Genomic DNA, 23753 nt, shown 5'->3' with positions numbered 1-23753 from the left:
GAAGCGTGCCTGCTCACTACGATGATGCTCGTCCGGCTCTATGTTGTGTGATTCTGCGGATGACTCTCGCGGTGCTGCCGAATCTTGGCAGGTCAGGCTGAGAGTCCGCTCGGAGTTGATCGGTTGCCGGCGACGACTCCGACCACGACCGACCGATTTAGGTTGGCACCTTGCGGCTTGTGTCGAGCTACCCACACCGATTCGTCGATCCTCGCTGTCCCGTCGGGGTGTGGGGCCAAGTCGAGAACGAGCAGCTGTCCGAGCGGTACGTTCGTGTTTCCGTACTCTGCCGCTTGTTGCAGGTACTTCGCTTCTAGCTTGGCTCTGTCGGCTCGGGTCGTCTCGCGCTTGATTTCGGTGAGGTACCGGATGGTTCCAAAGGCAACGAGCACATCTGCGCGCCCGGTGGCGACATCGCTCATCTCGACGGCGCAGAGGCCAGCCAGCGGGCCTGCAGCCAGCCACTGATGGTAGTCCTGCTGCAAGTCTTCTTCGAGTGGCTTCTTCTCGCCCTTCTTCAGCAGGCGGCGATAGTCCTTTTTCTTGGGCCACCCCAAGGTCTTCGTTGTTAGATCGGCTCGGCTGAAGAGAAACAGGAGGGTTTGCTGGAGGAGGAGGCCGAAGGTGCTCTTGGCTTCCCCGGTGAACGCTGATGACTGAGCCAGTTCTTGGAGGATCTCCTGCAAGAGTGGGTCAAGTGCGGGGTGCGAGGTTTTGGACCGCGTGAGATCGCCGCTGTATGCCAGTCCTTCTACGGTTCGTAGTTTGTTGTCATCGAGCCCCTCGGCGAGCAGGGCCGCCTGCCGCTCTCCGAGCACGCGGGTCAGGGAGGGAGCGAGAGCATATAGCCTGGTGGTGTCTGGTGGGTGGGGTTCGTCATCGCCCCGGTCGCCGTCGTCAGGACCTGGCGAGGACGATCGTGGTTGTCGATCGCGAGCGCTTGTTGCGAGCACTTCGATACGGGCAAGCAGCAGTTCGGCGGTTGGCACATCGAACGCGGGCGACGTGGGCTTAGCGGCTTCGGTGATGGAGCGGCTGAGCGCTACGAGTTGGCTTTGCTTCCGAAGGATCGCGCCTTCGATGGCCGGTTCGATGATTGCCGCAAGGCCCGTGCTGTCCTTGCTGCTCGGTAGCGGACGCATGGAACGGGCTTGTCGATACGCTTGGAGAACCGCATCGAGTGCTTCCCACACGTTGAACCAGACGGGGTGGGACAGGTAGTCAGTAGCAGCCTCCAGCACAAGGGCCAGCCTGTGCCAGGCGAGTTCGGCTGCCAGTCTGGGACGAAGCCATGAGGGTTGATGCATGGCGGTCAGCCAGGCATCTCGCTGTAGGAGCGCCTCGGCAAGACGCTGCTTCGCATCCGTCATGCGAAGTGCGTCTTGCGCACTGAACGCGAGAATTGCATCGCACGCTGCCGCGTAGGCGCGAGCATCGTGGCGAGCTTCTTCAGAGGCGTCCACCGTGGCGAAACCGGCCCGTGCCGCCGTCAACATCTCCATCGCGGCGGGCAGCGTCTCGGCTGACAGCGCCATTCGCAGATGATCACATGCAAGTTCGAACATCGCGTCAACAGCTGCGGCCTCGTGGTGTCGGAGCTGGTCAAGAGCCTGACGGATTGGCTCCACAAACGCGGAATTGTCAGCCCAACGGTCCATCGCGGCGCCAAGCAGCCGCGGAAGTCGCTCGGCGAACTCTTCAGGAATGTCGTTGCTGGGCGAGGTCAGGCGACCAAGTACCGCGAAGGGGGTCACTGCGTCGGCGACGGCGAGGCGAACGGCACCCTCCAGTCGGCCAGCAGCCAAGAGAGGACTGTCAGCGATCGCGACAGTGAGTCCGTCGAGCAACGCATCATGCAGGCGTGCACCCTGCGTCTGCACGGTGATAGGGCTAGCGAGCAGTTCCTCTAGGCTGCTGGCGAGTGCCAACAGGCTGGTTTGATTCGACAGTCCCGTGACGAATTTGGCCGACGCGCCATCCCAGCCTGGCGGGCTAGCGTCCGCAGCTGTAGCAAGGGCTTGGGCGAGAACCGGTGCGAGCGGACTCGCTGCGATCTCTTCCGCGTGGTCGGCAACTGCAAGTTCGTCGAGTTCAGCCCAGGACGCGACCGCTCCGTCCCCTGCGATCACTGCGAGCCGGTCAGCAAGTTTGGTCATCGGTGACTCCAGCGGACGGGCAGCGCCTGGTCTGTCCACATTGAGTGTTGGCTACTCCGGCACGCGAAGCGCAGCGTCGTACCGTTTGCGTCACCACAGTGGTTCGCCGGGCTTGGCCGCGATGACGCACTCGGCTGGGAGAGTCTCTGCGGCAAGCTGAAAGTCGGCCGTGGTGAGGAGCACCTGCAACCCCTCCGCTGTTGCGAGTCGGTTGAGTTCACGGAAGATCACAGCGGCGTCTGCGTATTGGATTTCTTCTGCTTTCGGGCTGTCGATGAGGATTAGGCCGGGATGCGTCGAAATGCCGTAGCGCGCGCCAACCCGTAGCAATGCAACGATCACGGCGACGCGGAGGCGAAGCTGTGCGCCTGGGTCCTGGTCCACGAACGGCTTTTCGGCACCACCGCCCTTGATCACCTTGAGATGGGCAGCTCGGTCGATTTCCACGCTCTCCAACGCGGTCATGCCGAAGTGATGCGCGAGGTCCACGATCTCCGCGTTCAGGTCAGCGAAGAGCTGGGACGCCGCACCCTTGCTCTCCGCCTCCAGGACCTTGGCCGCGGCCTTCAAGACGGTAAGCGTGACGTCTTCATTGCCTGTCGATGTGTCCGGCAGTTTGGGCAGGACCTGGAGCGCTCCTTCCCAGCGTGCCACCTCGACCTCCGCCGCGATCCGGTCGCGCGATGCCTTCGCAGTCGTTGCGGTTCGCAGGTTGGCCTGTACTGCCTGCAGCTCAGCGGTCAATCGGACCAGATCCGCCTTAGCGGTCTCAAGTGCTTGCTTAGCAGCTTTCTCGGCTGTTTTGCTGCCTTCGACGCGCTCCTTTGCCTCGGCCTCGACGGCTTCGTCCCCGTTCTCGGCGCCGGTGACCTCGGTGGTGCATACGGCGCAGCGATGCACATCTCGTTCAGCTTGTCGTCTGTCTCCGCTGATCGGGGTTTCGCAACGGGGACAAGCGTTGGGGTTCAGGCCGTGGAAGAGCAGTCGTGCGACATCGCTCTCCCGTATGTCGTTGAGTGCCTTCTCATCGAGCTGCCGGATTCTCCGAGCCTCTCGGTAGCCGCGGTTAATCTCTGCCTGTTCGTCCTGGGCATCGGCAATCTGGCGGGCGAGCCTGGCGGACTTATCCGCGAGTTCCGTCAAGTCGGGGCCAGACGCGGCTTCCTGAAGTTGAGTGAGTGACTTGCGCGCCTCGTCGAGGGCTTTCTCAACACGGATGCGTTCGTCTGCTCGCTCAGCGACTGCACGTTTGACGTTGTCGGATTGCTTGTCTGCTTCGGCCTGGAGTACGTCGTGTGTTGCCTTGACACGGGCGAGGACTGCGGTTGCAGGGAGGTCGAGGAAGACCTGCAGGAGCCGTCCGGCCAGGCCTGCCATCTTCTGGTTGCCGAGCAGAGGACGATCCCGACCGAGCTGCAGGTAGATCGCAGAGTAGTAGGAGGGCCAACCGTGTGTCTGCGTTCGGACCCGCTCTGCGGTAGTGAACTTGTTGACGATCGGTTGAAGGTCGAGGCGATCGAGCATCAGCTCGGCCACTTTAGCGGCGAAGTCATCCTCGTTGTCGGTTTCGATAAGTGTCGCCAAGCCGCTCCCGCCGGCAGGCCCGTCTCTACTGGTGAGTTGATCGGCGGTTGGGGCCGTGAATACGGTGCCAGAGAGCAGGACCTCCGGAGTCAGACTGAGCCGAAAGCCCATGGGTTGACCCGCGATGGTCGCGTCTAGTTCGAGCCGGGTCAGCCAGCGGCGGACGTCCCCTTGCAGCTTGGCCCGAGGTGCGCCGCGAAGGCACCAGGTGATCAGTTCTAGGACGCTGGTCTTGCCCTTCAGGTTGGAGGCGACCAGGGCCGTCAAGCCGTCGTGGAAGGTGAATGTCCGGTCGATAGGACCCTCCGGCTGGACACCGGCGCGGCTTCCGAGAATCCGGAGGCGATGGACGCGAACGGGGCGAGGCCGCGCGGGTGGGTAGGCCAGCGGCAGTCCACGTGTCGTGAAAACGTCCTCCACGTCCTCGCGAGTGGTCTTCGCCCGAGTCGCGATCCGAGCAGCTAGAGAACCATCCTGGTGAGATGGCATATCCGCGGCGAACGAGCTCATACGACGACGTCCTCCCGGCCGGTCGAATCGGACTCCGACCGCAGGCGCTCCAGACGATCACGCGCTCGGGCGCTGATGCTCCCGATCCGCGTACCGCGCTCAGCCGTGGCGTACTCGGACTGCAGGTACTGGCGTTCCTTCAACTCGTTGCCTCCACGACCGTCCGCCAAGTCCAGCACCAACTCGATTCGCTCTACGTAGTATCGGAAAGGCGGTGCTTCCGCTACGACCGTCCGAGCGACCTCGCGCCCCCGCTCTAGCAGGTAGTAGTCGTGACGCCAGGTCCGATCTAAGGTGCCGCGGCGCCGACGAACTACGAGACCGGCATAGCGAAGTACTGCCAGTGCGTCGTCCAGGGGCTCGTACGCGCCGAAGTGGTGGCGCAGCATCGGGTACCTGCGTACCTCTGGCTCCTCCGAGTCCAAGATTTGGCCCGCCAGGTCGAGGAGTCGTCGTTCACGGCTCTCCTCGAAGTCGTTGAGCAACTCGTCGGCCAGGAAGTCGGGATTGCGTACCCAGAAATCCAGCTTCTGGAGCCGGACCTGACTCTCCAACACTCCGACAGCACTTGCGAGTGACGCGTCGTCAGCAACCGGCGCTGGCAGCGGTTCGACCGCACCGTCGATCAACAAGAGGATCCGGACAGCGTCCTGTTCGCGGCTCGTGACTGGATTATGGTCATTGCCTGCCTCACCGCCGCTCAGATCATCCACAGTCCGTTAGAGTAGATGTCGGAGCGTGACGCTGGGTCGTCAAATAGAGATCGCATGTTCTTTGTTACCTCGGAGGCACCCGTGACGCGCTCTGCAATCAGATCCTCACGGAAAGTATCCGTTTGTTGTTGGTCAGCGAGCGGTCGCGTCACACCATCAAGTTCTCGCGCGCTACGACCCTGCCAGGCACGCGACTAGCTGCCTAGTCGAACCGTAAGCGTCAGACCTTCCAACCTGGGCGCGGCCCCGGTTCGCGAGTTGTCGATGCAGTTCCAGCGGACACGCTGCGGTGCAGTGCGACCTAGGGCGCGGGGATGGTGGCGAGCTGATGGAGCACTCCAGCCGCACCCATCAGTAGTGAGATCGCGTCGAACCCCACTGCGCCGACGGAGAACATATAGCTGGCCGGGGTCAGTTCCCGGCCGCGGCTTGTTCAGGGAATGTGAACGCTCTGTCCGAGACAGTCGACGACCTCGGCAGTCAGTCGACAGCCGGACCGCTCAGCGGACCGACTGGACGCGGCTGACGTCTGTGACGGCAGCGGTGTCCCGTTAACGACAGTCGGAGCCGTGACCGTGGGCCTTGACCGCAGAATCGGTGCAGGGCGCATGGGTGACGCTCAGAGAATCTTGAGTACATGACGGTTCGCTGACTGGGCCACGCGTGCGGAGGTGAGCTGTCTGTTCGTTGAGAATGGCTGCTGAGCGGCCTTCTAGTCCGGTCGGAGGACACAACTAGCCATGACAGGTGTCGACATGAGGTATGGGTATGCGGATACGCCCTTGGGACAGTTGCATTATGCGGAAGCAGGGGAAGGAGAGCCGATCATCCTGCTACACCAGACGCCACGATCCCTCGACGAGTTTGTCGAACTTGCCCCGCTGCTCGCACCTTCCCACAGGGTTATCGCCATGGACATGTACGGCTTCGGGATGTCGGCCAAGCCTGACCCGACTGAGCCCCAGACTATCGAGATGTACGCTACGGGCTTGCTGGCGCTGGTGGACGCGTTGAAGCTGGACAGCTTCGCAGTTCTTGGCCATCACACCGGTTCTTTCGTTGCTTCTGAGGTCGCCTCGCATGCACCCGAGCGAGTGACAGCCGCAGTTCTCTCGGCTGGCGAGTACATGGACGCGACGGCCCGTGCGGCTGAGAGTGAGCCGCCTGTGGACACTGCGACCACTCAGGAGGACGGAAGCCACCTGGTCCATTTCTGGCAGGACCGCTATCCGTCTTACCCCGTTGGGCGTCCAGACATCCTCAACCGATTCATCCGCGATGCTCTCGCTCCAGGACTCGACCCGAAGGCAGGCCACCTGGCATGTAGCCGCTACCTGATGGAAGAACGCGTCGCTCTGGTGACTTGTCCGGTTCTGATCATCGCTCCGACAGACGACCCGGTGTCTTACCCACACACCGAGCGATTACGGAACGGGTACCCGAACGCGAAGCATGTTCAGGTCGCCGAGATCGTCGGTGGACGCGTGCCACTTATGGAAGAACGTGCAGAGGACGTGGCCCAAGTAGTCTTGGAATTCATGGCTCGAGTCGCGACATAGACTGACTACGGAGCTGCCGAGATCGCGGCGCCCTTCTGTGTTGTGGGCCGCACTGCCTCACTCAGCCATTTGGGGACGATGGTGGTGCCACGGCCGAGCAGCCTCGAACGTCCGAGCAGCTGCCAGGACTGTGGCGTCTGCGAGGTGGCGACCGGCGATCTGTAGGCCGACCGGCCTGCCGTTGGAGGTGAATCCCGCCGGCACACTGATCGCAGGCATAGGGAGCAGATTGAACTGATAGGTAAGCAGCCAGCCGAGTATCTGTTCGCGAACCGACGGGCCTACCCACGACGGCGCGAACTGGCTGAGCGGGAACGTCGCACTCGTCAGCGTGGGCGAGATCAGAACGTCGAAATCCTGCATAAAGTTGTCGAAGGTGTCATACGCCATTCCCCGAAGAGCGTCGGCCCGACCGAAGTCCACCTCGGTCAACTTCTCGGAAGCGAGCACCAATTCGATGAGGTTGTCGTCGACCTGACCACGGAGACTGCGCCAGTCAGCGAGGTCGTTCAGGCCGGCATACCCGGGGACCCAGACTCCCTCCCACATTGCCTTCTCGAGGTCATGCCACTGCGGGGTTGCCTCCACCACCGAGGCGCCCAGTTCGGAGAAGGAATCCGCCGCCGCACGCACCACCGAAGCGACTTCCGGGTCCACGTGGTAGCCGGTGCCCAGGTCGGGGGAGTAAGCGACCCGAAGTCGTTCGGGGGCCTGTCGAATCGCCGAAGCGGTCGGTGCTTCTGCGGGAAGGCTGAGGAAGTCGCTGGAGTCCGGACCGGTCACGACGTCATACATCAGTATGGCGTCGTCAACTGTGCGGGTCAGCGGACCGTGGAAGAGGTTGGTCGCCGCACGAGAGAGCGTGATCCGCTGGGGAATCCGGCCCAGCGAAGGCTTGAAACCCACGACACCGCAGAGTGCAGCTGGGATGCGAACCGAGCCGCCGCCGTCGGTGCCCTGTGAGAGTGGCGACAAACCCGCAGCGACGGCAGCTGCGGCACCGCCGCTTGAGCCGCCGGCTGAGTGGCCGTGCGCCCATGGATTATGCGTCGGGCCATACAGATGGCTGTTCGTTCCGCCGTAGTAGCCGGCCTCGGGGGCGTTGGTAAGCCCGAGGAACAAGCCGCCTGCCGCGCGCATACGGCGCACGACAACCTCGTCGGCCGCCGCCACGCGCCCCGCGAAAGGCTTCAACGACAACGTGGCCGGTAGTCCCGCGACATCGGTAAGGCATTTCACCGAATAGGGCACGCCGTGCAGAGGGCCCAGGTCTTCCCCGCGCTCGCGACGTGCATCGAGTTCAGCTGCATCCGCAAGGACCGTGGACCGGTCGAAGTGGACAAAGGCATTCAGTTGAGGGTTCAGGGCCTCGATCCGGTCGGCGAAAATCGCAGCGACTTCCACCGCGGAGACATCACCAGTAACAAGAAGGTCACGAAGCTCCGAGGCTTGAGCCCACGCAATGTCGTTAGCGTTCATTCGGTGATTTCTCCTCGTCGGCGCCAATGGGGTAGTTGTGATTCATGCACAGGGGGCGTGGCAGGGTCGGTCAGGTCTGACGTCGTGCGTCTCAAGATCGCACCTGAGACCTCACCGTCAGGACTTGTCGGTTCGGTCTGCGAACCGCCGAGTATCATGGTGAAGCCTGCGGTGGTGGGATTGGGGTCACGATCAAGCTAGAAGCCAGCGTCGGAAGTGAGCCCTCGATGAGAATCGGCAACATCCCCGAGAGCACGGGGATGTCTTCCAGAGTCCACCTTCGTGAAGTGCTCGAGAATCTCACCATCATTGGGGAGGCCAGGGCCGACTTGCCACACACCTCTAGGCACGTGATCGATCATGACCGCATCATGTGTGCCATCGACGTAATCGGCGAACGTGTCACCCCCAAGTTCGCTACTGGGCAAGGTCCGATCCCGACCGGAGCTTTCGAACGGGATCTCGTCGAGAACGTCCGGCTTTGATCGCCATGGGGAGTTCGAAGAAGCCTGGGTACGTCGAGACCCGCCTTGGGTGGATCCATTATGTCGAGGAGGGCGATGGCCATCCGGTGGTGATGCTGCACCAGACGCCACGCTCGGCCGACGAGTTCCGGGAGCTTTTGCCGCTCCTCGCGGTCAGCCATCGCGCAATCGCAGTCGACATGCCTGGTTTTGGCTACAGCTCACCGCTTCCAGCGCCGCAGACCATCGAGGTCTTTGCCGACGGCGTAGTGGCGTTTTTGGATGCGATGGGACTGGAGGCGGTGACTCTCCTCGGGCATCACACGGGCGCCGTCGTCGCCTTGGAGATCGCAGCGACTTTCCCGGACCGAGTTCGATCGCTGGTGTTGTCGTCCATGGGTTTCGTGGATGCAGCATCGCGGTTGCGGCGACAGGCTCATGCGGTCCCGGATGACGTGGGACGGACTGAGAACGGAGACCGTCTCAAGGCGCTATGGGAAGGGCGAGCCCCCTTGTACCCGCCCGGCCGAGAGGACCTGCTCCAGCGTTTCGTTCGGGATGCGATCGCTCCGGGGATCGACCCGGCTGAAGGACACCGGGCGGTCGGTCGATACCACATGGAGGATCGAATCTCCTTGGTGAGCGCGCCTACCCTGCTCATCGGTGCAACTTTGGATCCGGTCGCCTTCCCGGAGTTGGCGAAGGTGCAGCAAGCTCTCACAGCTGCGACCAAAGTCAAAACAATGGTGGTCGAGGGGGGCCGGCTCCCTCTCATGGAGCTGAACGCACCCGAGGTCGCCGCCGCCGTGCAAGGCTTTCTCGCCGGCTCGTTCGGCGCGAACCCCGTTGTCAAGGAAGGCCGGCCATGACCAGAGCCGAAGCCGAAGCCGAGCACCAGCAGTTCGAACGGTTCCGACCACGCGCGCCGTACGAGATGTTTATCGGAGGACGATGGCTTCCGGGCGATGAAGGCAGCTTTGACGCCGTCGATCCAAGCACTGGTCAGGTCTGGGCGAACATCCCGGAGGCGAGCGAGGCGCAGGCACGTCTCGCGGTCGACGAGGCCCGACGCGCACTTGTCGACTGGCGCCGTTCGAGCCCGGGTACGCGCCAGCGCATCCTGTCCGCCATCGCGGACCGCGTGGAGGCAGACCCCGACCGGTGGGCGCGTCTCCTGGCAACGGAGAACGGCCGGCCGATGCGTGAGGCGTACGTGGCGGATGTGCCAGCATGCACGGATATTTTTCGCTACTTCGCCGGCGTCGTTCGGGGTTGGGCGGGTGAGCAGATTCCGACCGAGGACCCAAACACCCTCGTGTACACGACGCGCGAGCCCCTCGGGGTGATCGCCGCCGTACTTCCGTGGAATTCGCCGATCATCACTCTGGCGAACAAGGTCGCGCCGGCATTAGCTGCAGGTAACACTGTGGTGGTCAAGCCGAGTGAACTGGCCTCGGCGAGTATCCTTGAGTTCTGTCGGCTGATCGAAGGCCTGCTGCCCGAAGGTGTCCTCAATGTCGTCACGGGTGGTGGTGCCGTGGGGGCGGCGTTGGTGTCTCACCCGGACGTCGCCAAGGTGACTCTCACAGGAGGGGGACAGACGGCTCGCAAGATCATGGCGGCTGTGGCGGAGTCACTCACTCCATGCCTGATGGAGCTCGGTGGCAAGAGCGCCATGATTGTCGCCCAGGACGCAGATCTGGAAGCGGCGGTTGCTGACGCCGCTAAAGGCATCTTCATGTCAAATGGAGAAGTGTGTGTCGCCTCGTCGCGGCTTCTGTTGCACGAGGACATCGCCGATGAGTTCCTTAGCCGGATGGCTTCGGTTGCGGCGTCGATCAAGGTCGGTGATGCACTCGACCCGGAGACGCAAATGGGGCCGTTGGTGTCTCGCTCACAGTTCGAGCGCGTAAGCGCCTACATTGAGGGTGCACAGGCGGAAGGGTTCACGCAGCGTGCTGGATCAGGCCATCTGGCTCTGCCGTCCGCGAACCTTCAGGGTTTCTTCGTACGTCCCACGGTCTTCGAGAACGTCAAGGCGGATGCACGAGTCGTTGCAGAGGAGATCTTCGGCCCGGTCGCGGTGGCCGAACGCTACACCGACGACGATGAGGCGGTCGCCCGCGCCAACGGCACTCGGTATGGACTCGCCGCCGGAGTGTGGACGCTCAACATCGCTCGCGCTCACCGTATTGCCGCGCGGCTCGAAGCCGGGATCGTGTGGGTCAACAAGTGGTTCGACCTTGCGACAGGTGTTCCCATGGGTGGCATCAAGGACAGTGGGTTCGGCCGCGAACTGTGCCGTGAGACTCTGCTCGAGTACAGCGCGCCGAAGGTCGTTAACGTAGACCTGGGCAGTCCCCGTCCACAACTGTGGGGATGAGCAAGGCAGCAGCTGTCGTCCATCAACTGGTCCGAAGTGTCGGACGGATTTCAGGGATGATCCACGAACTTCATTGCTGCGGCGAATGGCCTGGCAGTCAGGAAGACGTGTGGCAGCAGGCGCTACGGCTTCTGTGAGCCGGGCCAAGGTAGGGAGTGCTTCGGTATGGTCGAGGGAATGTGGGCCATCCTGGTTGCCGTTTAGTTCCTCGCCCATCCAATCATCGAACTTCTCGGTCGTTTCCTCTATACCTCTCGCACGGGTGAAGTGTACCGCGCGCTCGACCGTCATCTTCCTGGGCGCGAGTGGCAGGGAGGCAGGCGGCGGCGAGCAGGTCCAGAACGTCAACGCACAGGTCACTCCGGGCCTGTCGCCGCCCGGTCCGTCGTGCACGGCACCCGCTGCATCCCCGTCCGGAGAGACCGCCCCCGGCATTCTCGGTCAGCGTCCAGTCGTTCCTCAGACCCCGTTCTGCCAGCAGCTTCCGCAGGTCTGTACCGACCCGCTGGCGCGGCTCGGTACAGACCTAAACGGCTGAAGATTAGCTCCATCAGGGCGTCCAAAGATGCCAGTCACCTTGCACGAAAGTCCTTTGGGCTGCGCGCGGCAATTCTACGACGTGGAAGAAGCCGCGGACGCGCGACAGCTGTCTAAGGCTCCTCGGTTGATGGCCGATCTACGCACCACGTAGGGAAGTGTTCCTCCGTGATGGAGGTAGGTGATCTCGTTCCGGGTGTCCAACCGCAAGAGTAGGGGGACCCGCGTCGTCTCGGAGTCACGGACGATCTCGAGCGCGACGTTGTTGGTCCCCACGACGAGGTTGTCCAGTCCGCTGAAGGAGAGCCGTTCGGTACCGGTGAATCCGATGGTGCGTCCGTCGGCGAACTGGAGGGGCGGCACACCCATGCCGATGAGGTTGCTGCGGTGGATGCGCTCAAAGCTTTCGGCGATGATGGCGCGGACCCCCATCAGTGCCTGCGCTTTAGCCGCCCAGTCACGGCTAGAGCCGGCCCCGTAGTTACGTCCGGCGACGATCACGAGCGGCGTGTCCTGATAAGACAACGCAGCTTCATGTACGGGCACTACCTGGGTCCGATCGGCTGTGTAGGCCCAGGCGCCGCGGCGGTCTCCGTCTGGCGGGAGGATGAGGTTGGTGAGCGTGGGGTTGGTGAAGGCTCCGCGGAGCATAACTTCGTGGTTGCTGCGGCGGGTCGAGTACTGGTTGAGGTCTCGTGGGTGGACCCCTTGCTCCACAAGGTAGCGTCCGGCTGAGCTGTCGCGGGGGATAGCTCCGGCTGGGGAGATGTGGTCTGTGGTGACGTCGTCCCCGAGCCAGAGCAGTACGCGTGCGTTGTCGATGGTAAGCCGTGGCTCCGGGTTCGCAGTCAAGTTGGTGAGGTAAGGCGGGCGACGGACGTAGGTCGAGGTGGGGTTCCAGGCGTAGCGGACGTCGCCGTGGGACTTCAGTTCGCGCCAGTGTTCGGTACCTTCCCGCAGGGTGAGGGCGTTGGCGCGGAACATTCGGGGTTGCACAGCCTCGTGAACTATTTGACCGACCTCGGATTCGTTCGCCCACAGGTCGCGGAGATACACGGGGGTACCGTCGCGGCTGTGGCCGAGCGGAGTGGTTTCGAAGTCGTGCAGGACAGTGCCCGTTAGTGCGTAAGCGACCACGAGCGGGGGAGATGCGAGGTAGGCGAGTGAGACCTCGGGGTTGACGCGGCCACCGAAGTTGCGGTTGCCCGATAGCACGGCGGTTGGCTCGAACCCGTCGCGACGGAGTTCGCTGATCGCCGGGTGCAGCTGGCCAGAGTTGCCGATGCAGGTCATACAGCCAAAGCCGGTGATATCGAACCCGAGTGTGCTGAGCGGGGACAGCAGCCCGGCTTCGTCGAGGTAGTCGCGGACTACCCGGGATCCTGGTGATAAAGAGGTCTTCACCCACGGCTTGACGGTTAGACCGCGCTCGACGGCGCGCTGGGCGAGGAGGCCGGCCTGCACCATGAGCGTGGGATTCGCGGTGTTGGTGCAGCTGGTGATCGAGGCGATCGCCACCGCGCCTGCGGGCACCGGCTCGTCGAAGGTGCTACTCATGGTTTGTTGCGTTGGAGCCGAGGCCTGGAACGACTTCGGCACCTGAGAGAGGGAGACACGTTCATGCGGTAACCGCGGCCCAGCGAGGCACGGCTCGACCGTGGCGAGATCGAGAGTGACGTCTTCGTCGTATCGGGGTCCGGGGCTGTCATTGTTGCGGTAGAGACCCTGTGCCCGCAGGTAAGCGGCAACGATGCCCCGGTGTTCTGCAGAACGTGCGGTGAGTTCGAGGTATCGCATGGCCTCGTCATCGAACGGGAAAAATGCGCAGGTGGCGCCGTACTCGGGGGCCATGTTAGCGACCGCGGCCCGGGCCGCCCAGCCGAGGTTGGCAGCGCCGGGGCCGGTGAACTCAACGAACTTGTCGACAACACCGTGTGCACGCAGCTGCTCGGTGACGGTCAGGGCGAGGTCGGTCGCCGTCACTCCGGGCCTGAGGTGTCCGTGCAACCAGACCCCGACCACGGCCGGAAAGCGGATGCTGACGGGCTCGCCAACCATCGCGGCCTGCGCTTGCAAGCCGCCGACGCCCCAACCGAGCACGCCGATCGCATTGATCATCGGAGTGTGGCTATCGGTCGCGACAAGCAGGTCGGGGTGGAGCAGGCCGGCAGCTTCGTCGTGCCAGACCACGCGGGCGAGGGCTTCCATGTTGACCTGGTGGATGATGCCGGTGGCCGGTGGCACGACCCGAAAGTTCGGCAGGCTCCGCTCGGCCCACTTGACGAACTCGTACCGCTCGCGGTTGCGCCGGAAGTCGGCCAGCAGGTTGTTCTCCAGCGCGGTGGGAGTGCCGTACTCCTCCACGATGACCGAGTGGTCGACCGTGAGGTCGACTGGGATCGTCGGCCCGACCCACGCCGGGTCACCGCCGAGTTCAGCGACGGCGTCACGCATGCCCGCGAAATCGGCGAGCGCGGGCAGACAGGTGGTGTCGTGAAGCATCATCCGGTTGGGGTGAACGGGGATCTCGCAATCCTCGCCACCGAGCGCCCGCCGGACGACGGCGGCGAGTACGTCGGGTGACCTACGCGCGACGTTCTCTAACAGGATGCGCGTGACGTACGGAAGCTCGCCGAGCCGGTCTTCGGGCAATACCTGGGTGAGGGGCAGGTATCGGTAGGTGTGCTCGCCGACGGTCAACTCGGCGACGTCGGTAGGGGTCCGGGCTACGGTCATGGACAGATTGTACCAATATAGATGTTAGTACAAAAACTTCTCTGAAACCGTTGACCTCGGCGACAGAAGCGACATATTGTCCGAGTCTCCAGAGTTGTGCAGTCCGTATGGGTTGGCGGGCTTCCGGGAACAGAGGAGTTCACCGTGGCGATCAAGGCCGAATCGCTCGAGACGTCGACGGTCCGGGTCGCCGAGAATGTCGAATGCATGCAGAACTAGAAGAATGCCAGCCCGGACTTATATAAGCAAGAGCTGGTACTGCCACGTTTCTCTCGGTGTCGGCGCACATCGACACTCGGCAGGCCCCATCGATGCTGGCGTGGAACGAGACCGACATCCGGTGAGACCGACGTAGCCATAGGGCACGTACACGGCTGTCGGTGTACCTGCCCTATGGCTACAGGCCATGGGGGACGAACGGTTTAGCTGTCCGCCTTCTTCTTCCGCGGCGCCCGCTTCCGTGCCGACTGCGCGGGAGCTTCTTTCACCGGCTCCGGCTCAGCGTCGTTGACCTGAATCTCGCCAGCGTCGGCGTTCTCGAACGCTTCGTAGATCTCGCTCGGGATACGTCCTCGTTCGGCGATGGCGTATCCATTGGCCGCAGCCCACGCGCGCACCTGCTGGTTACGCTCACGAGCCGCAGGCGTTCGGGCACCGCCCCCTGCCGCCGTGGACTGGCCGGCGGCGACCCGGAGCTTGCGTCCGCCGGTGCGCGTTCCTGCTGCGACGTAGCGGTCGAGCACCTCGCGCAGTGTCTCGGCGTTCTCGTCCGACAGGTCGATCTCGTACTGGATACCGTCCAGCCCGAAGGGCACCGTCTGGGTCGCTTCGCCGCCGTCGAGATCGTCGATAATCTCGACATGAACCTTCTGAGCCATCCGCACAGCCTTTCACCGAATAGAGCAGCGCCCCTACGCGCCAACGGACTTTCCCGGAGCCTAGCCGCCGTTCACCGTCTTGGCGGTATGACACCCAACGAGGTGACGGACCGCAACGAGAGCGCCGCCGGAGGCCCAAGCGGCTAGCCCGAGTTGTTCAGCGGACAATTACGCCTGCGGCTCGGCTTCGTACCCGAACGACTGTGCGTCCGGTTCGGTCACCGTTGCTGCCAATGCTGGCTAGGTCGCTCGCCTTCTGCGTCGTTAGCCTGCGGCCGAGGTCTGAGTTGCAGCCTTGGCCCGCTGCGACGGTCAAGGCTGCGCCCTGCGGTCGATCTCTCCATCGGGTGAGGTCGTCCGTGTGGTCAGGGTGCAGAGCCTCAGCGGTTAGCCAGAGTGCGCGCCGGAGGTCTTACCAGTGCGCATTTCCGGCGTCGTCGAACAGTCCTCCGGGCGGGCCGTAATCCGGCAGCGTGGCGAGTCGGATAGCGATCTTGGCGCCTTCCGCGGGCGTGTGGGGTTGTGTGGAAAGCGTTGAGGTCGGTCGCGACGTGGCCGGGGAAAGCACGGAGGCGGCTATCGGTTCTCCATAAGCCATGCGATGGGTCCGGCCAGCGTCCGTCTCTTCGGCGTGAGTGTCGTGTTGGCGGAGTGAAAGCGATCTGTGAGCGTCCTTCGCTTGACTGGCGGTGATCTGTTCACCACTAGTGATGTAGGAGGACTGGATGCGGAACTCGACTCGGGTGGTCACGATGCTCGCCATGGCCGCGCTCGGCGTGACGGCTCCCGCCGTAGCGGCTTCGGCGGCTCCGGCTTCGGCCGGGCAGGAGGCCTCGACAGTCAAGGTCCAGGGGCTGCCGCCGGGCTTCGGCTGTGTGACGGATGTTTTCCACGGACAGACCTGGGGCCAGCTGTCGTGCACCTCGGGACCTGGTCGCGCTTACGCTTTGCGAATCCACTGCAACGCCGGCTACTACGTACAGGGCGCTCTGCAGAAGTACACCAGGGATACGCCGCCCGGCGTGATCACCCGTTCCGATGCTCGCTGCTACAAGGGCGGTGTCATCGATGACTGGACGGCCATTTATCTGCCGTAGCGCGCGCCCGCGGACGAGCGCTTCTTGCTCTCGGCGATCCCGGCGGCGCCGTCCGTGCGTGGGAACAAGCACTTCACGACATGCGGTTCACCGAACCCCATCGCGCGGCCGAACTGCACCGTGAGCTCGTCGAACTGCGAAGCAGGCTCGCTCAGCCTTGATCAGGAAGGGCTCAGCCGATCCGGCTGAGCCCTTCCCTTACCTTCAGCCCGAAGCGCGGTCGGCCGTACGAGTCCGTCAGCGGATTCGTCGAGTTGGCTGATCGCTTCGGTGGCGTAGGTGAGCGCATCGCCGGGCTGCCCGGCGGCGGCCGTGATCTGTGCCAGATTGGCCAGTGCCAGTCCGACGTGGAAGCGCGCTCCTTGTTCCCGATAGATCGTGATCGCCTCGCCGAGATGGCTCTGTGCGGAATCACGCCACTCAGCGTTCTCGGCCTCGATCGAGGCCAGGTTGAGCAAGGAGTGTGCGTGCCGAAGCGGGTGCGCGGTGAGTTCGCTGGCGATGCGCACGGACGACTCGGCAGCGGTCCTTGCACTTGGAAGATCCCCGATGGCTTGATGGGCAGTCCCCATTGCCGCGAGGATCGCCGCCACCAGACGTCGGTTGTCCGACCGTTCTGCTAGCTTCAGCGCGCTTTTATGCCACCGGAGTGCGGCTCGTGGCTTACCGCTGACGTTGTGCGCCACGCCGGAGAGGAAGTGTGCCAATGCCTCCTTGCCGGGGTCGCCGAGTTCGCCTGCTGCAGATCGGGCGATCTCCGATGTGATCATCTGCTGGGGGCCATGGGCGTGTGAACTCTGGAAGTCTCCGACCAGGACGGCGAGGCGCCACGCAGGTTCGTGCCACTCACGACGGCCGGCAAGTCGGACGAGTTCGACGAGAGTCTGTGCGGACCACAGGTACCATTCGGTGGCGGACCGCAATCCTTCGGTCACCTGTAGCGGGACAGGGGCGGGAGGCGGGTTTTCCGGCGCGAGCGCCGGATTCGCGTACGCGGTCGATCGTGCCGCGTGCAACGTTGCCAGGTACCAATCGATCAACCGCTGGAGCGCCGCGTCATCCGGTTCGGCTACCTCGACGGCGAAGCACGCGATCAGGTCGTGGCAGCCGTAACGATCGACGTCGAGGACGTGCAACAAGTGGACCGCGGCGAGCCGGTCCAGCAGTGCACGGGCAGCCGGAACCGGCTTTCCGAGCAGGGCCGCGGCGGCGTGCGTTTCGACGACCGGCGTCGGGCACAAACCGAGACGCCGAAAAGCCCATTTGCTTGTCTCGTCCAGTGCCTCGTACGACCATGAGATGACATGGCGTGGATCCGCCGCCGGGTCCAGCGAATCCACCAGTACGTCCAGACGCTGCTGATGTGATCGCAGGCGTGACGTGGTGGCCGCGACCGATCGCGCCGGGTCTTCGGCGACGACCTGTGCCCCGACCACGAGCGCGAGTGGAAGGTGTCCACACAGCTCGGCCAAGTCGCGGGCCGCTTCCGGTTCGCCGCCGAGAAGGTCGTGGCCGAGCGTGGTGGCAAGGAGTGCGATCGAGTCGCTGGTGCTCATTGTGCCGACTGAATGCCGTGCCGCGCCGTCGCGGGCGGCGAAGCCGCGGAGGTTGTTGCGGCTCGTGACGATCGTGGTGCAACCGGCTCCGGGCAGGAGCGGACGCAGGTCGTCGGCGCTTCGGACGTTGTCCAAGACGACTAGCATCGAAAGTCCGGCGGTCTGGGTTCGCCATAGTGCACTGCGCTCGGCGACGGTCGGAGGCAGAGAGCGTTCGGCGACGCCGACGCCTCGGAGCAGCATGCCCAGGGCCGTGCCGGGCGGCAGCGGGTGTTCGGGCCCGTACCCTCGTAGGTCGATGAAGAGCTGCCCGTCGGGGAAGTGTGACGTCAGCTGTTCTGCCCAGCGCAGTGCCAAGGTCGTCTTTCCGGCACCACCCGGGCCGTGCAGCACCACCGTTCTCGTACCACCGAGCCAGAGCTTGTCGAGCCGGGCCAGATCGTCCGTGCGGCCGGTGAAGTGTGGCGGGGAAGCGGGAAGCTGACGTGGCGCCGGGCGCCGGGCCGGGCCGGCGACCTCGTGATCCTCGCCGAGCATTCGCAAATGCACGGCGCGCAGCCGGGGGGAGGGCTCGGTGCCCAACGCTTCGACCAATACCCTGCGTGCCTCGTCGTACCCTGCCAAGGCTTCGGCGCGGCGATCGCTCAGCTCGAGGGCGAGAATCCATCGTTCCCACAGCGACTCACGCAACGGATGCGCCTGCGTGAGCTCCCGGAGCCGCGGGATCCAGGGCCGAACCTGTCCGTGCTGTGCATCCAGGTCGAAAAGGCGCTCCTGTGTCACCAGGTTCATCTCGGTCAAACGCGGTTCGTGCTGCAGGACAAGGGCTTCCGAATCCACTCCGGTCAGTGGGACACCCCGCCACAAGTCCGCGGCGTGCTGGAGCGCGCGACCTGTCGCCGCATCGGTTCCCGTCACGGCTCGTTTCAGGAGATCTTCGGCCAGAAGAGCATCGACCTGATCACGTCGCACCGCGAGCGAGTATCCACCGGAAACCGTCTTGACCACCGCGGGCCCCAAGGTTTTCCGGAGCCGGAGCACGATCTGTTGCACCGCCGCCCGCGGATTCGCCGGTACGTTGCCCGACCAGAGCAGACCAGCCAGCGCTCCTGCGCTGACCACATGCCCCCCGGCCAGCGCTAGGATAGCGAGGACGACGCGCTGACCGCCGACCGGAATCGCAACGAGATCCCCGGATCGTCGCACTTCGAATTGCCCGAGCAACGCGATACAGAAGTCGTTGTCACCCTCCACCAGCCCCATCCCCCGGATTCCGCGCCAGCGCAAACTCTCGGCTCAAGATATATGGCATTACGGACATTCGACGTTCCGATCACCTCCTGCGGGTTTGTCCCTGACAGGTTCACGATTGTTGCACCTGCTGACCACGCTAGTTGTCACCTCATTTGGGGGTGGCAACCGAATACGCCAGGAACGGATCGCGCGGCTGAGTACCTGCTGGTCAGCCGCCTTCTGGCTACTTCTCGAAGAGGGGGCTTAGGAGCCGACCCAGACGATTACGAGAGATCGAAGGGGGCTGGGTGGTGGCCTTTCCAGATCTGGCGGGATGCCTGTTCGGGGTAGGGCAGAGTCTTCGATTCGGTGTCCAGGACGCGGGTNGTTCAAGGGCGGGCCCTCGTCGAGCGGTTGGTCCGCCAGGCGATCGCCGACGGGCACATCGACTCCGGCCGCGACCCGGTGACCGAGACCAACCTGCTCCTCGCCCTCACCGGCTTCACCTCCCTGATCGAGCTCGACGTGATCGAGCCCCAGGACGCGCTCGCCGCGATCGACGTGCATCTGGACCGGCTGTTCAGGAGAACGTGACCTGGCCTCGGACACGGCGGCAGATGGGACAAGATCAGCTCTGGTCCGGCCCCTCCCCGGCCTGGTCGACGAACACCAGCCCGGAACGGCCTGACCATCCACTACAGCTTGATCTTCGGCGCCGCTGGCTTGGCCGCAGGAGCTACACCAGGGTGGCGACTCACGCCTAGTGTCCTAGCTTCATGGAGACCTTCCGTTGACGGTGCGAAGCACGTGGCCCGCCACCTCTCGACTCGCTCGTGGTGCACGTCGTAGGAACACGAAGAGGCCAGCCGGGAGCTGCCTAACTTCCGGTCAACAAGCTGCCCGACCCCTTCAGCGACCGCACTCCGCCCGAACAGGGCGTACCCGCCCTACAGTTCTGGCAGAACCAGCAGCGCGACTGTGCCAGGTGGGGCACACGTCACCGCCGCGGGCAGGCTTGAAACCCCACGTCGGTCCCCTGAAGCGGCGACTACGGAATCTTCTCCGGCCCAACTCGCCGGAACGCTCGATACAGCGCCCGAACTCGCTTCAAGATCATGGAGATCGTCAACAGCATCTGGACCGCGACGAACACGATCACGGAGCTCACTGATACCGGTAGCGGCTGCGCAGTGTCGGTGAAGAGCGCGAGCCCGCCGAACAGCCCCGTGAGAAGCAGGCCAAGGAGGACGGCATACGAGATGTTGGCGCGCAGCTCGTCGGCCAGCTTGTTGATGGTTGCTTGGTGCGCCGGATCCGTCTTGTCGGTGGCACGCATCGTGAGGTCGAACAACAGCACAAACACGTTGAAGATGAGTCCCGTGAGGATGGCGACCGCGGCGAGCACCTCGGGGATGTGGCCGGCCTTCGCGCCTCGAAGCCAGGAGGTGGCTGCCAGGGCGAGCGGGAGTCCCACGAACACGCTGTAGTCACGAATCCGCGGACGCCCCGACGAAGCATCACGCAAAGTAGCATAGTGATCGCTTATCAGGGTTAACGTGGAAAACTTACTCCTAAGTTTCGCCGCTCTCCTCGCCACGCGCCCCCTCCTGCGTCGGCAGATCTACGACGGTCTTCTGGCTGCTCGAGGACCAGTTCCCAGTCTCCCACTCAGCACCGACAATCGCGCCAAACGCGCGCGCCACCTCGGGAACCATCTGCTGCACCTCGCTGTAGAACACCTCGTCGGTGGGCGCCTCACGACCAGAGATCTGGTAGACGAACGACGGCATGCGCTCGGCCGCGATCGACAAAGTGGTGCTGCGATCCCCGACCTGCATCTTGACGTTGACCTCGTCGAAGTCGAGACCACCCATAGAGAGCAGTTGAGCTCGCGCTTGATCGTCGTTACGGAACTTGTCGGTGAGCCGCTGCTTGAACTCGGGGATCCTCCCGCGGCTGATCTTCATCTCCAGCCGGCCGAGCGGCGCCTCCTTGTCGCGCACCTCCAGCTGGTCCGCGAGGTCCTGGGGAAGTCCCGCGCGGCGCAGAGTGATCGCACCAATCTGCGCCTCCTCAAGGAAGGCATGCAGCGCCTGCTCGTGGACCACGGCGTCGAAGTCGATGACCAAGCCGGTATGGGCGCTGAAGCCGCGCTTCAGGAGCGGCATGAGCTGACTGCTACCAGTCGAACCGGACCTGGATTCCAGGGCGATCATCCCGACGGTTGACTTCGTGCCTGCAACGATAAGGCCGCGGCGCCCGTTGCTTTCGATGTGCTGCTCAGCGCGCTCGAAGATCGGCCTTGTATTGGCCGCAGCGGGATCGATGAAGGTGGAACTCACACCACTGGTACCGAGATCGACTTTGAAACGAACTGACCGACCGGCTGGCTGGACGCCTTGGACGGTGAGGTGTTTCGTACGCTCGTCAACGCGCCGCCCCAGCATGCCGTTGAGCAGGCCAAGCAGGGAGACGAGCGCGTCGTTGCGTGAGGCCGGCACGCCTTGTGCGTGGGCACTCTCGCCTCGGAGCTCGCCGAGCGGCAGTCGCACATCGTTGTCGCGTGGCTTATGCACGCTAAAGGTGTAGAACTTGTAGCCGTACTTTGTCATGGAGTAGACCCCCCTCTAAAATGATCAACGAGTATACCCCGCAGCAGATCGCGTTAACGCGTGCGCACCACCGCCTCGAACAACACGCAGAGTGGATTGCAAGGGCGCGGACCCTCGACCAGTGACACGAAAGGGCGACGCCCGCGAACAGTCCTTGACTGCCAGTGAAGGCACGCGTAAGCACGGTTCTGCCGTCCCATCGAGGCGCAACGTCTCGCGCCGTCCAGCTTAATAAAGATTGATCTTGACTCTTTGGCGCCACTTTCAGATAATAAGAATATATGACAAATGAACAATTATTCGAAGATTTGAAACAATTTGTAACGACTACAGTGTCGCAATCAGAGGAACGGCTCGGCGGGCGCATGGACGAACGCTTCGCTGGCGTTGACAAATGTCTTAACACCATGGACAGGCGTTTTGATAATATCGACAACCGTTTCGACGCTATGGACAACCGTTTCGACGCTGTGGACAGGCGTTTCGACGCTGTCGACGAGCGTCTCGACGCTATGGACCAACGCTTCAACGATATCGATGAGCAGCTCGACGAGATTCAGAACGCAGTCGGCTCCGAACTTGTGAAGATGGAAACAGCAGTCCACGACTTCGACCGGCGCGTTCGCCGACTCGAGGGACAGGCGGCGTAGCCGCTTTCATCGCGGCGTTCAGCTAACGATTTTCTCCGGATCGGCTAGTAATTTGAGTGCTCGACGACGTCCCGCCCTCGAGCTCAAATTCGCACCTAGCAGAGCTTCGACCAGCTCGTCGCAGAACGTGAGCTCCTGGAAAATAAGGTTGGCTTGACTTTGGCCTGGGATCGACTCGGTAACAACCGCAGCAGCAAGCAATCCAGTGGAGCGTCGACCGAGCAATCCTGCTGCATCAGCACCTCGACGGTCGGCTGCGCAGCTTGGCCAAAGCTGCCAAAGAGGCTGACAGGCCGCGGGACAGTCGATCGGAGGCGGCGAGTGAGCCGCCACGCCGTGCACCATCTCGGATCTCATCCTCGAGACTCTTCGCGACATTTGATAGCGACACCCTCGGCTCCCGGAAGACCCGCTCGGCTAAAATAGTTCAACGCGGCACACGAGTTCGGTTAACGCTGCTGAGGGCCATCGGTCGCAACGGGGATTACCACACCGCTGAAACCGAGTTCATCTGCAACGGGTTTTTTCGAGCAGGGGTGCTCACTGGAATTTTGTCGATTGCGAGAATTCGTATCGACCCGGCGCCATATCGTTAAGCTGTAACTCAAGTGAGCTAAAGTTTGAAGGGCTTTCTGTATGCTATCGCACCTCAAGTGGAGTTAAAGAATTTCCGCTTATCTTACAAAAACAGGGACCTCGCCAAGTCGACGCCTAACTACTCTCCGAATACGCGCTCTAGCACTCTGCGCTTCACCTGTCGAGGCGCTTTGGCTGTACGAAGTCGCGCTGAAGTAGTGGAATGGTGACATATCTATCGCATAAAACACGTTGGACACCAAATTGTCAAGTCTGATTAGCTTGAGTTAATCACAGGTAGCTCGCCTCTGCATGGGAGGGCTGAAATTTTCGACTACCTAGGCCGCTTCCTGGTGACATGCTCATGACCATCGCGCGCAGAATCGACTCCAGGTTACTTCATAAGTCAGCTCATCTTATTTCGGCCGCCCACAGTGGTATTGCGATAGCTTTGGCAGTCATCGCTCTATGCAATAGATTTTATTCTAACTCAGAGTCGTGGTTATCGGTTATTAACCCGGCCGCGGAAATTAATGACATCGTCAATCTGCAGGCAAGCTCCGACGTTCCAGTGCATACGGTTCTCTTCGATAACTCGATGGAGATAACGGACCAACCGCACCAGTGCAGCGCGGCCTCAGTGCCACCAGGACCCGGCAACCGGCTCGCGAATCGATACATAGCGAGCGCGCCTCGTCCACGACGGACGACTGGGCCTAAGCGCGGCGAGTCGCCGGGGGCCACCGCGACGTCGATCGCCAGCCCCATTCCGCCGGGACCAGCACCTCGCACGCCTGACGCGCTGTGAGCAGCAGTGACGCGCTCGTCGTCCGGCCCCGCTGTCGTCGCAGCACCCGATCCCGTTCCGGCGGGCGAAGGCCGAGCGGGTCACGACTCAGTTGGCGGAGAACACCGCTTCCGGCAGTCGAAGCGGGTCGTCGCTCACGACGGGACTTCGGGGGCTTGGAACTCCTGCTGGGGCTCAGGCGCGTGCCGGACGCGGCTACGGCGGACGGAATCCGACGTGCGC

Annotated in this window: 15 protein-coding genes and 1 pseudogene; 6 read left to right on the top strand and 10 right to left on the bottom strand. The window is 63.1% G+C overall.

Features of this window, described 5'->3' with window-relative positions:
* Positions 1-92 precede the first annotated feature (92 nt).
* The 3 genes from ACXIZN_RS25525 to ACXIZN_RS25515 all read right to left on the bottom strand — a co-directional run bounded on the left by ACXIZN_RS25525 (position 93) and on the right by ACXIZN_RS25515 (position 4963).
* Positions 93-2156 (bottom strand): hypothetical protein, encoded by a 2064-nt coding sequence (locus ACXIZN_RS25525; RefSeq protein WP_457957277.1) that lies wholly within the window; start codon positions 2154-2156, stop codon positions 93-95.
* A 90-nt stretch (positions 2157-2246) separates the two neighbouring features.
* Positions 2247-4250 (bottom strand): hypothetical protein, encoded by a 2004-nt coding sequence (locus tag ACXIZN_RS25520; protein ID WP_457957275.1) that lies wholly within the window; start codon positions 4248-4250, stop codon positions 2247-2249.
* The gene (locus ACXIZN_RS25515) at positions 4247-4963 is read right to left on the bottom strand and encodes a hypothetical protein (protein WP_457957274.1); all 717 of its coding nucleotides are present in this window, start codon (positions 4961-4963) and stop codon (positions 4247-4249) included. Before ACXIZN_RS25515 ends, ACXIZN_RS25520 begins: the two co-directional genes overlap by 4 nt.
* Before the next feature lie 740 nt (positions 4964-5703).
* On the opposite strand from ACXIZN_RS25515, the gene ACXIZN_RS25510 reads away from it, so the two are divergent.
* Positions 5704-6522 (top strand): alpha/beta fold hydrolase, encoded by an 819-nt coding sequence (locus tag ACXIZN_RS25510; RefSeq protein ID WP_457957272.1) that lies wholly within the window; start codon positions 5704-5706, stop codon positions 6520-6522.
* 57 nt (positions 6523-6579) lie between these two features.
* Here the strand turns inward: ACXIZN_RS25510 and ACXIZN_RS25505 are convergent, their stop codons facing one another.
* Positions 6580-8001 carry an amidase gene (locus tag ACXIZN_RS25505; RefSeq protein WP_457957270.1) on the bottom strand — a complete coding sequence of 474 codons (1422 nt, stop codon included), beginning with the start codon at positions 7999-8001 and terminating at the stop codon, positions 6580-6582.
* 287 nt (positions 8002-8288) lie between these two features.
* On the opposite strand from ACXIZN_RS25505, the gene ACXIZN_RS25500 reads away from it, so the two are divergent.
* The 3 genes from ACXIZN_RS25500 to ACXIZN_RS25490 are packed head-to-tail and all read left to right on the top strand — an operon-like array spanning position 8289 to position 10848.
* Positions 8289-8486, top strand: a complete 198-nt coding sequence (locus ACXIZN_RS25500) for a hypothetical protein (RefSeq protein ID WP_457957268.1) — start codon at positions 8289-8291, stop codon at positions 8484-8486.
* 5 nt (positions 8487-8491) lie between these two features.
* Complete coding sequence (locus ACXIZN_RS25495) at positions 8492-9334, top strand: alpha/beta fold hydrolase (RefSeq protein ID WP_457960596.1); 843 nt, start codon at positions 8492-8494, stop codon at positions 9332-9334.
* The gene (locus tag ACXIZN_RS25490; protein WP_457957266.1) at positions 9331-10848 is read left to right on the top strand and encodes an aldehyde dehydrogenase family protein; all 1518 of its coding nucleotides are present in this window, start codon (positions 9331-9333) and stop codon (positions 10846-10848) included. Before ACXIZN_RS25495 ends, ACXIZN_RS25490 begins: the two co-directional genes overlap by 4 nt.
* Positions 10849-11460: 612 nt before the next feature.
* Here the strand turns inward: ACXIZN_RS25490 and acnA are convergent.
* The 3 genes and pseudogenes from acnA to ACXIZN_RS25475 all read right to left on the bottom strand — a co-directional run.
* Positions 11461-14121: an aconitate hydratase AcnA gene (gene acnA / locus ACXIZN_RS25485; RefSeq protein WP_457957264.1), complete on the bottom strand. Its 2661-nt coding sequence runs from the start codon at positions 14119-14121 to the stop codon at positions 11461-11463.
* 422 nt (positions 14122-14543) lie between these two features.
* Complete coding sequence (locus ACXIZN_RS25480; protein WP_457957262.1) at positions 14544-14999, bottom strand: histone-like nucleoid-structuring protein Lsr2; 456 nt, start codon at positions 14997-14999, stop codon at positions 14544-14546.
* 412 nt (positions 15000-15411) lie between these two features.
* Positions 15412-15565, bottom strand: a pseudogene (locus ACXIZN_RS25475) (dehydrogenase); the annotation flags it as partial.
* A 159-nt stretch (positions 15566-15724) separates the two neighbouring features.
* On the opposite strand from ACXIZN_RS25475, the gene ACXIZN_RS25470 reads away from it, so the two are divergent.
* Positions 15725-16096, top strand: coding sequence for a hypothetical protein (locus ACXIZN_RS25470; protein ID WP_457957261.1), 372 nt, complete (start codon positions 15725-15727; stop codon positions 16094-16096).
* A gap of 161 nt (positions 16097-16257) precedes the next feature.
* On the opposite strand, the gene ACXIZN_RS25465 is transcribed toward ACXIZN_RS25470, so the two are convergent.
* From ACXIZN_RS25465 to ACXIZN_RS25455, 3 genes are all read right to left on the bottom strand, one after another.
* The gene (locus ACXIZN_RS25465) at positions 16258-18915 is read right to left on the bottom strand and encodes a BTAD domain-containing putative transcriptional regulator (protein ID WP_457957260.1); all 2658 of its coding nucleotides are present in this window, start codon (positions 18913-18915) and stop codon (positions 16258-16260) included.
* 1018 nt (positions 18916-19933) lie between these two features.
* Positions 19934-20359, bottom strand: a complete 426-nt coding sequence (locus tag ACXIZN_RS25460; protein ID WP_457957259.1) for a hypothetical protein — start codon at positions 20357-20359, stop codon at positions 19934-19936.
* A gap of 97 nt (positions 20360-20456) precedes the next feature.
* Positions 20457-21497 (bottom strand): hypothetical protein, encoded by a 1041-nt coding sequence (locus tag ACXIZN_RS25455; RefSeq protein ID WP_457957258.1) that lies wholly within the window; start codon positions 21495-21497, stop codon positions 20457-20459.
* A gap of 281 nt (positions 21498-21778) precedes the next feature.
* Between ACXIZN_RS25455 and ACXIZN_RS25450 the strand changes: the two genes are divergently transcribed.
* Positions 21779-22147, top strand: coding sequence for a hypothetical protein (locus ACXIZN_RS25450; RefSeq protein WP_457957257.1), 369 nt, complete (start codon positions 21779-21781; stop codon positions 22145-22147).
* Positions 22148-23753 lie beyond the last annotated feature (1606 nt).

The sequence above is a fragment of the Amycolatopsis sp. TRM77291 genome (genome assembly GCF_054166285.1).
This window is presented reverse-complemented; position numbering and strand designations above follow the sequence as displayed.

Bases quoted from the DNA above. Each gene is read 5' to 3' on its own strand.
- ACXIZN_RS25525 (WP_457957277.1), bottom strand. From the start codon at position 2,156: ATGACCAAACTTGCTGACCGGCTCGCAGTGATCGCAGGGGACGGAGCG.
- ACXIZN_RS25520 (WP_457957275.1), bottom strand. From the start codon at position 4,250: ATGAGCTCGTTCGCCGCGGATATGCCATCTCACCAGGATGGTTCTCTA.
- ACXIZN_RS25510 (WP_457957272.1), top strand. From the start codon at position 5,704: ATGACAGGTGTCGACATGAGGTATGGGTATGCGGATACGCCCTTGGGA.
- ACXIZN_RS25505 (WP_457957270.1), bottom strand. From the start codon at position 8,001: ATGAACGCTAACGACATTGCGTGGGCTCAAGCCTCGGAGCTTCGTGAC.
- ACXIZN_RS25495 (WP_457960596.1), top strand. From the start codon at position 8,492: ATGGGGAGTTCGAAGAAGCCTGGGTACGTCGAGACCCGCCTTGGGTGG.
- ACXIZN_RS25490 (WP_457957266.1), top strand. From the start codon at position 9,331: ATGACCAGAGCCGAAGCCGAAGCCGAGCACCAGCAGTTCGAACGGTTC.
- acnA (WP_457957264.1), bottom strand. From the start codon at position 14,121: ATGACCGTAGCCCGGACCCCTACCGACGTCGCCGAGTTGACCGTCGGC.
- ACXIZN_RS25480 (WP_457957262.1), bottom strand. From the start codon at position 14,999: ATGGCTCAGAAGGTTCATGTCGAGATTATCGACGATCTCGACGGCGGC.
- ACXIZN_RS25470 (WP_457957261.1), top strand. From the start codon at position 15,725: ATGCGGAACTCGACTCGGGTGGTCACGATGCTCGCCATGGCCGCGCTC.
- ACXIZN_RS25465 (WP_457957260.1), bottom strand. From the start codon at position 18,915: ATGGGGCTGGTGGAGGGTGACAACGACTTCTGTATCGCGTTGCTCGGG.
- ACXIZN_RS25455 (WP_457957258.1), bottom strand. From the start codon at position 21,497: ATGACAAAGTACGGCTACAAGTTCTACACCTTTAGCGTGCATAAGCCA.
- ACXIZN_RS25450 (WP_457957257.1), top strand. From the start codon at position 21,779: ATGACAAATGAACAATTATTCGAAGATTTGAAACAATTTGTAACGACT.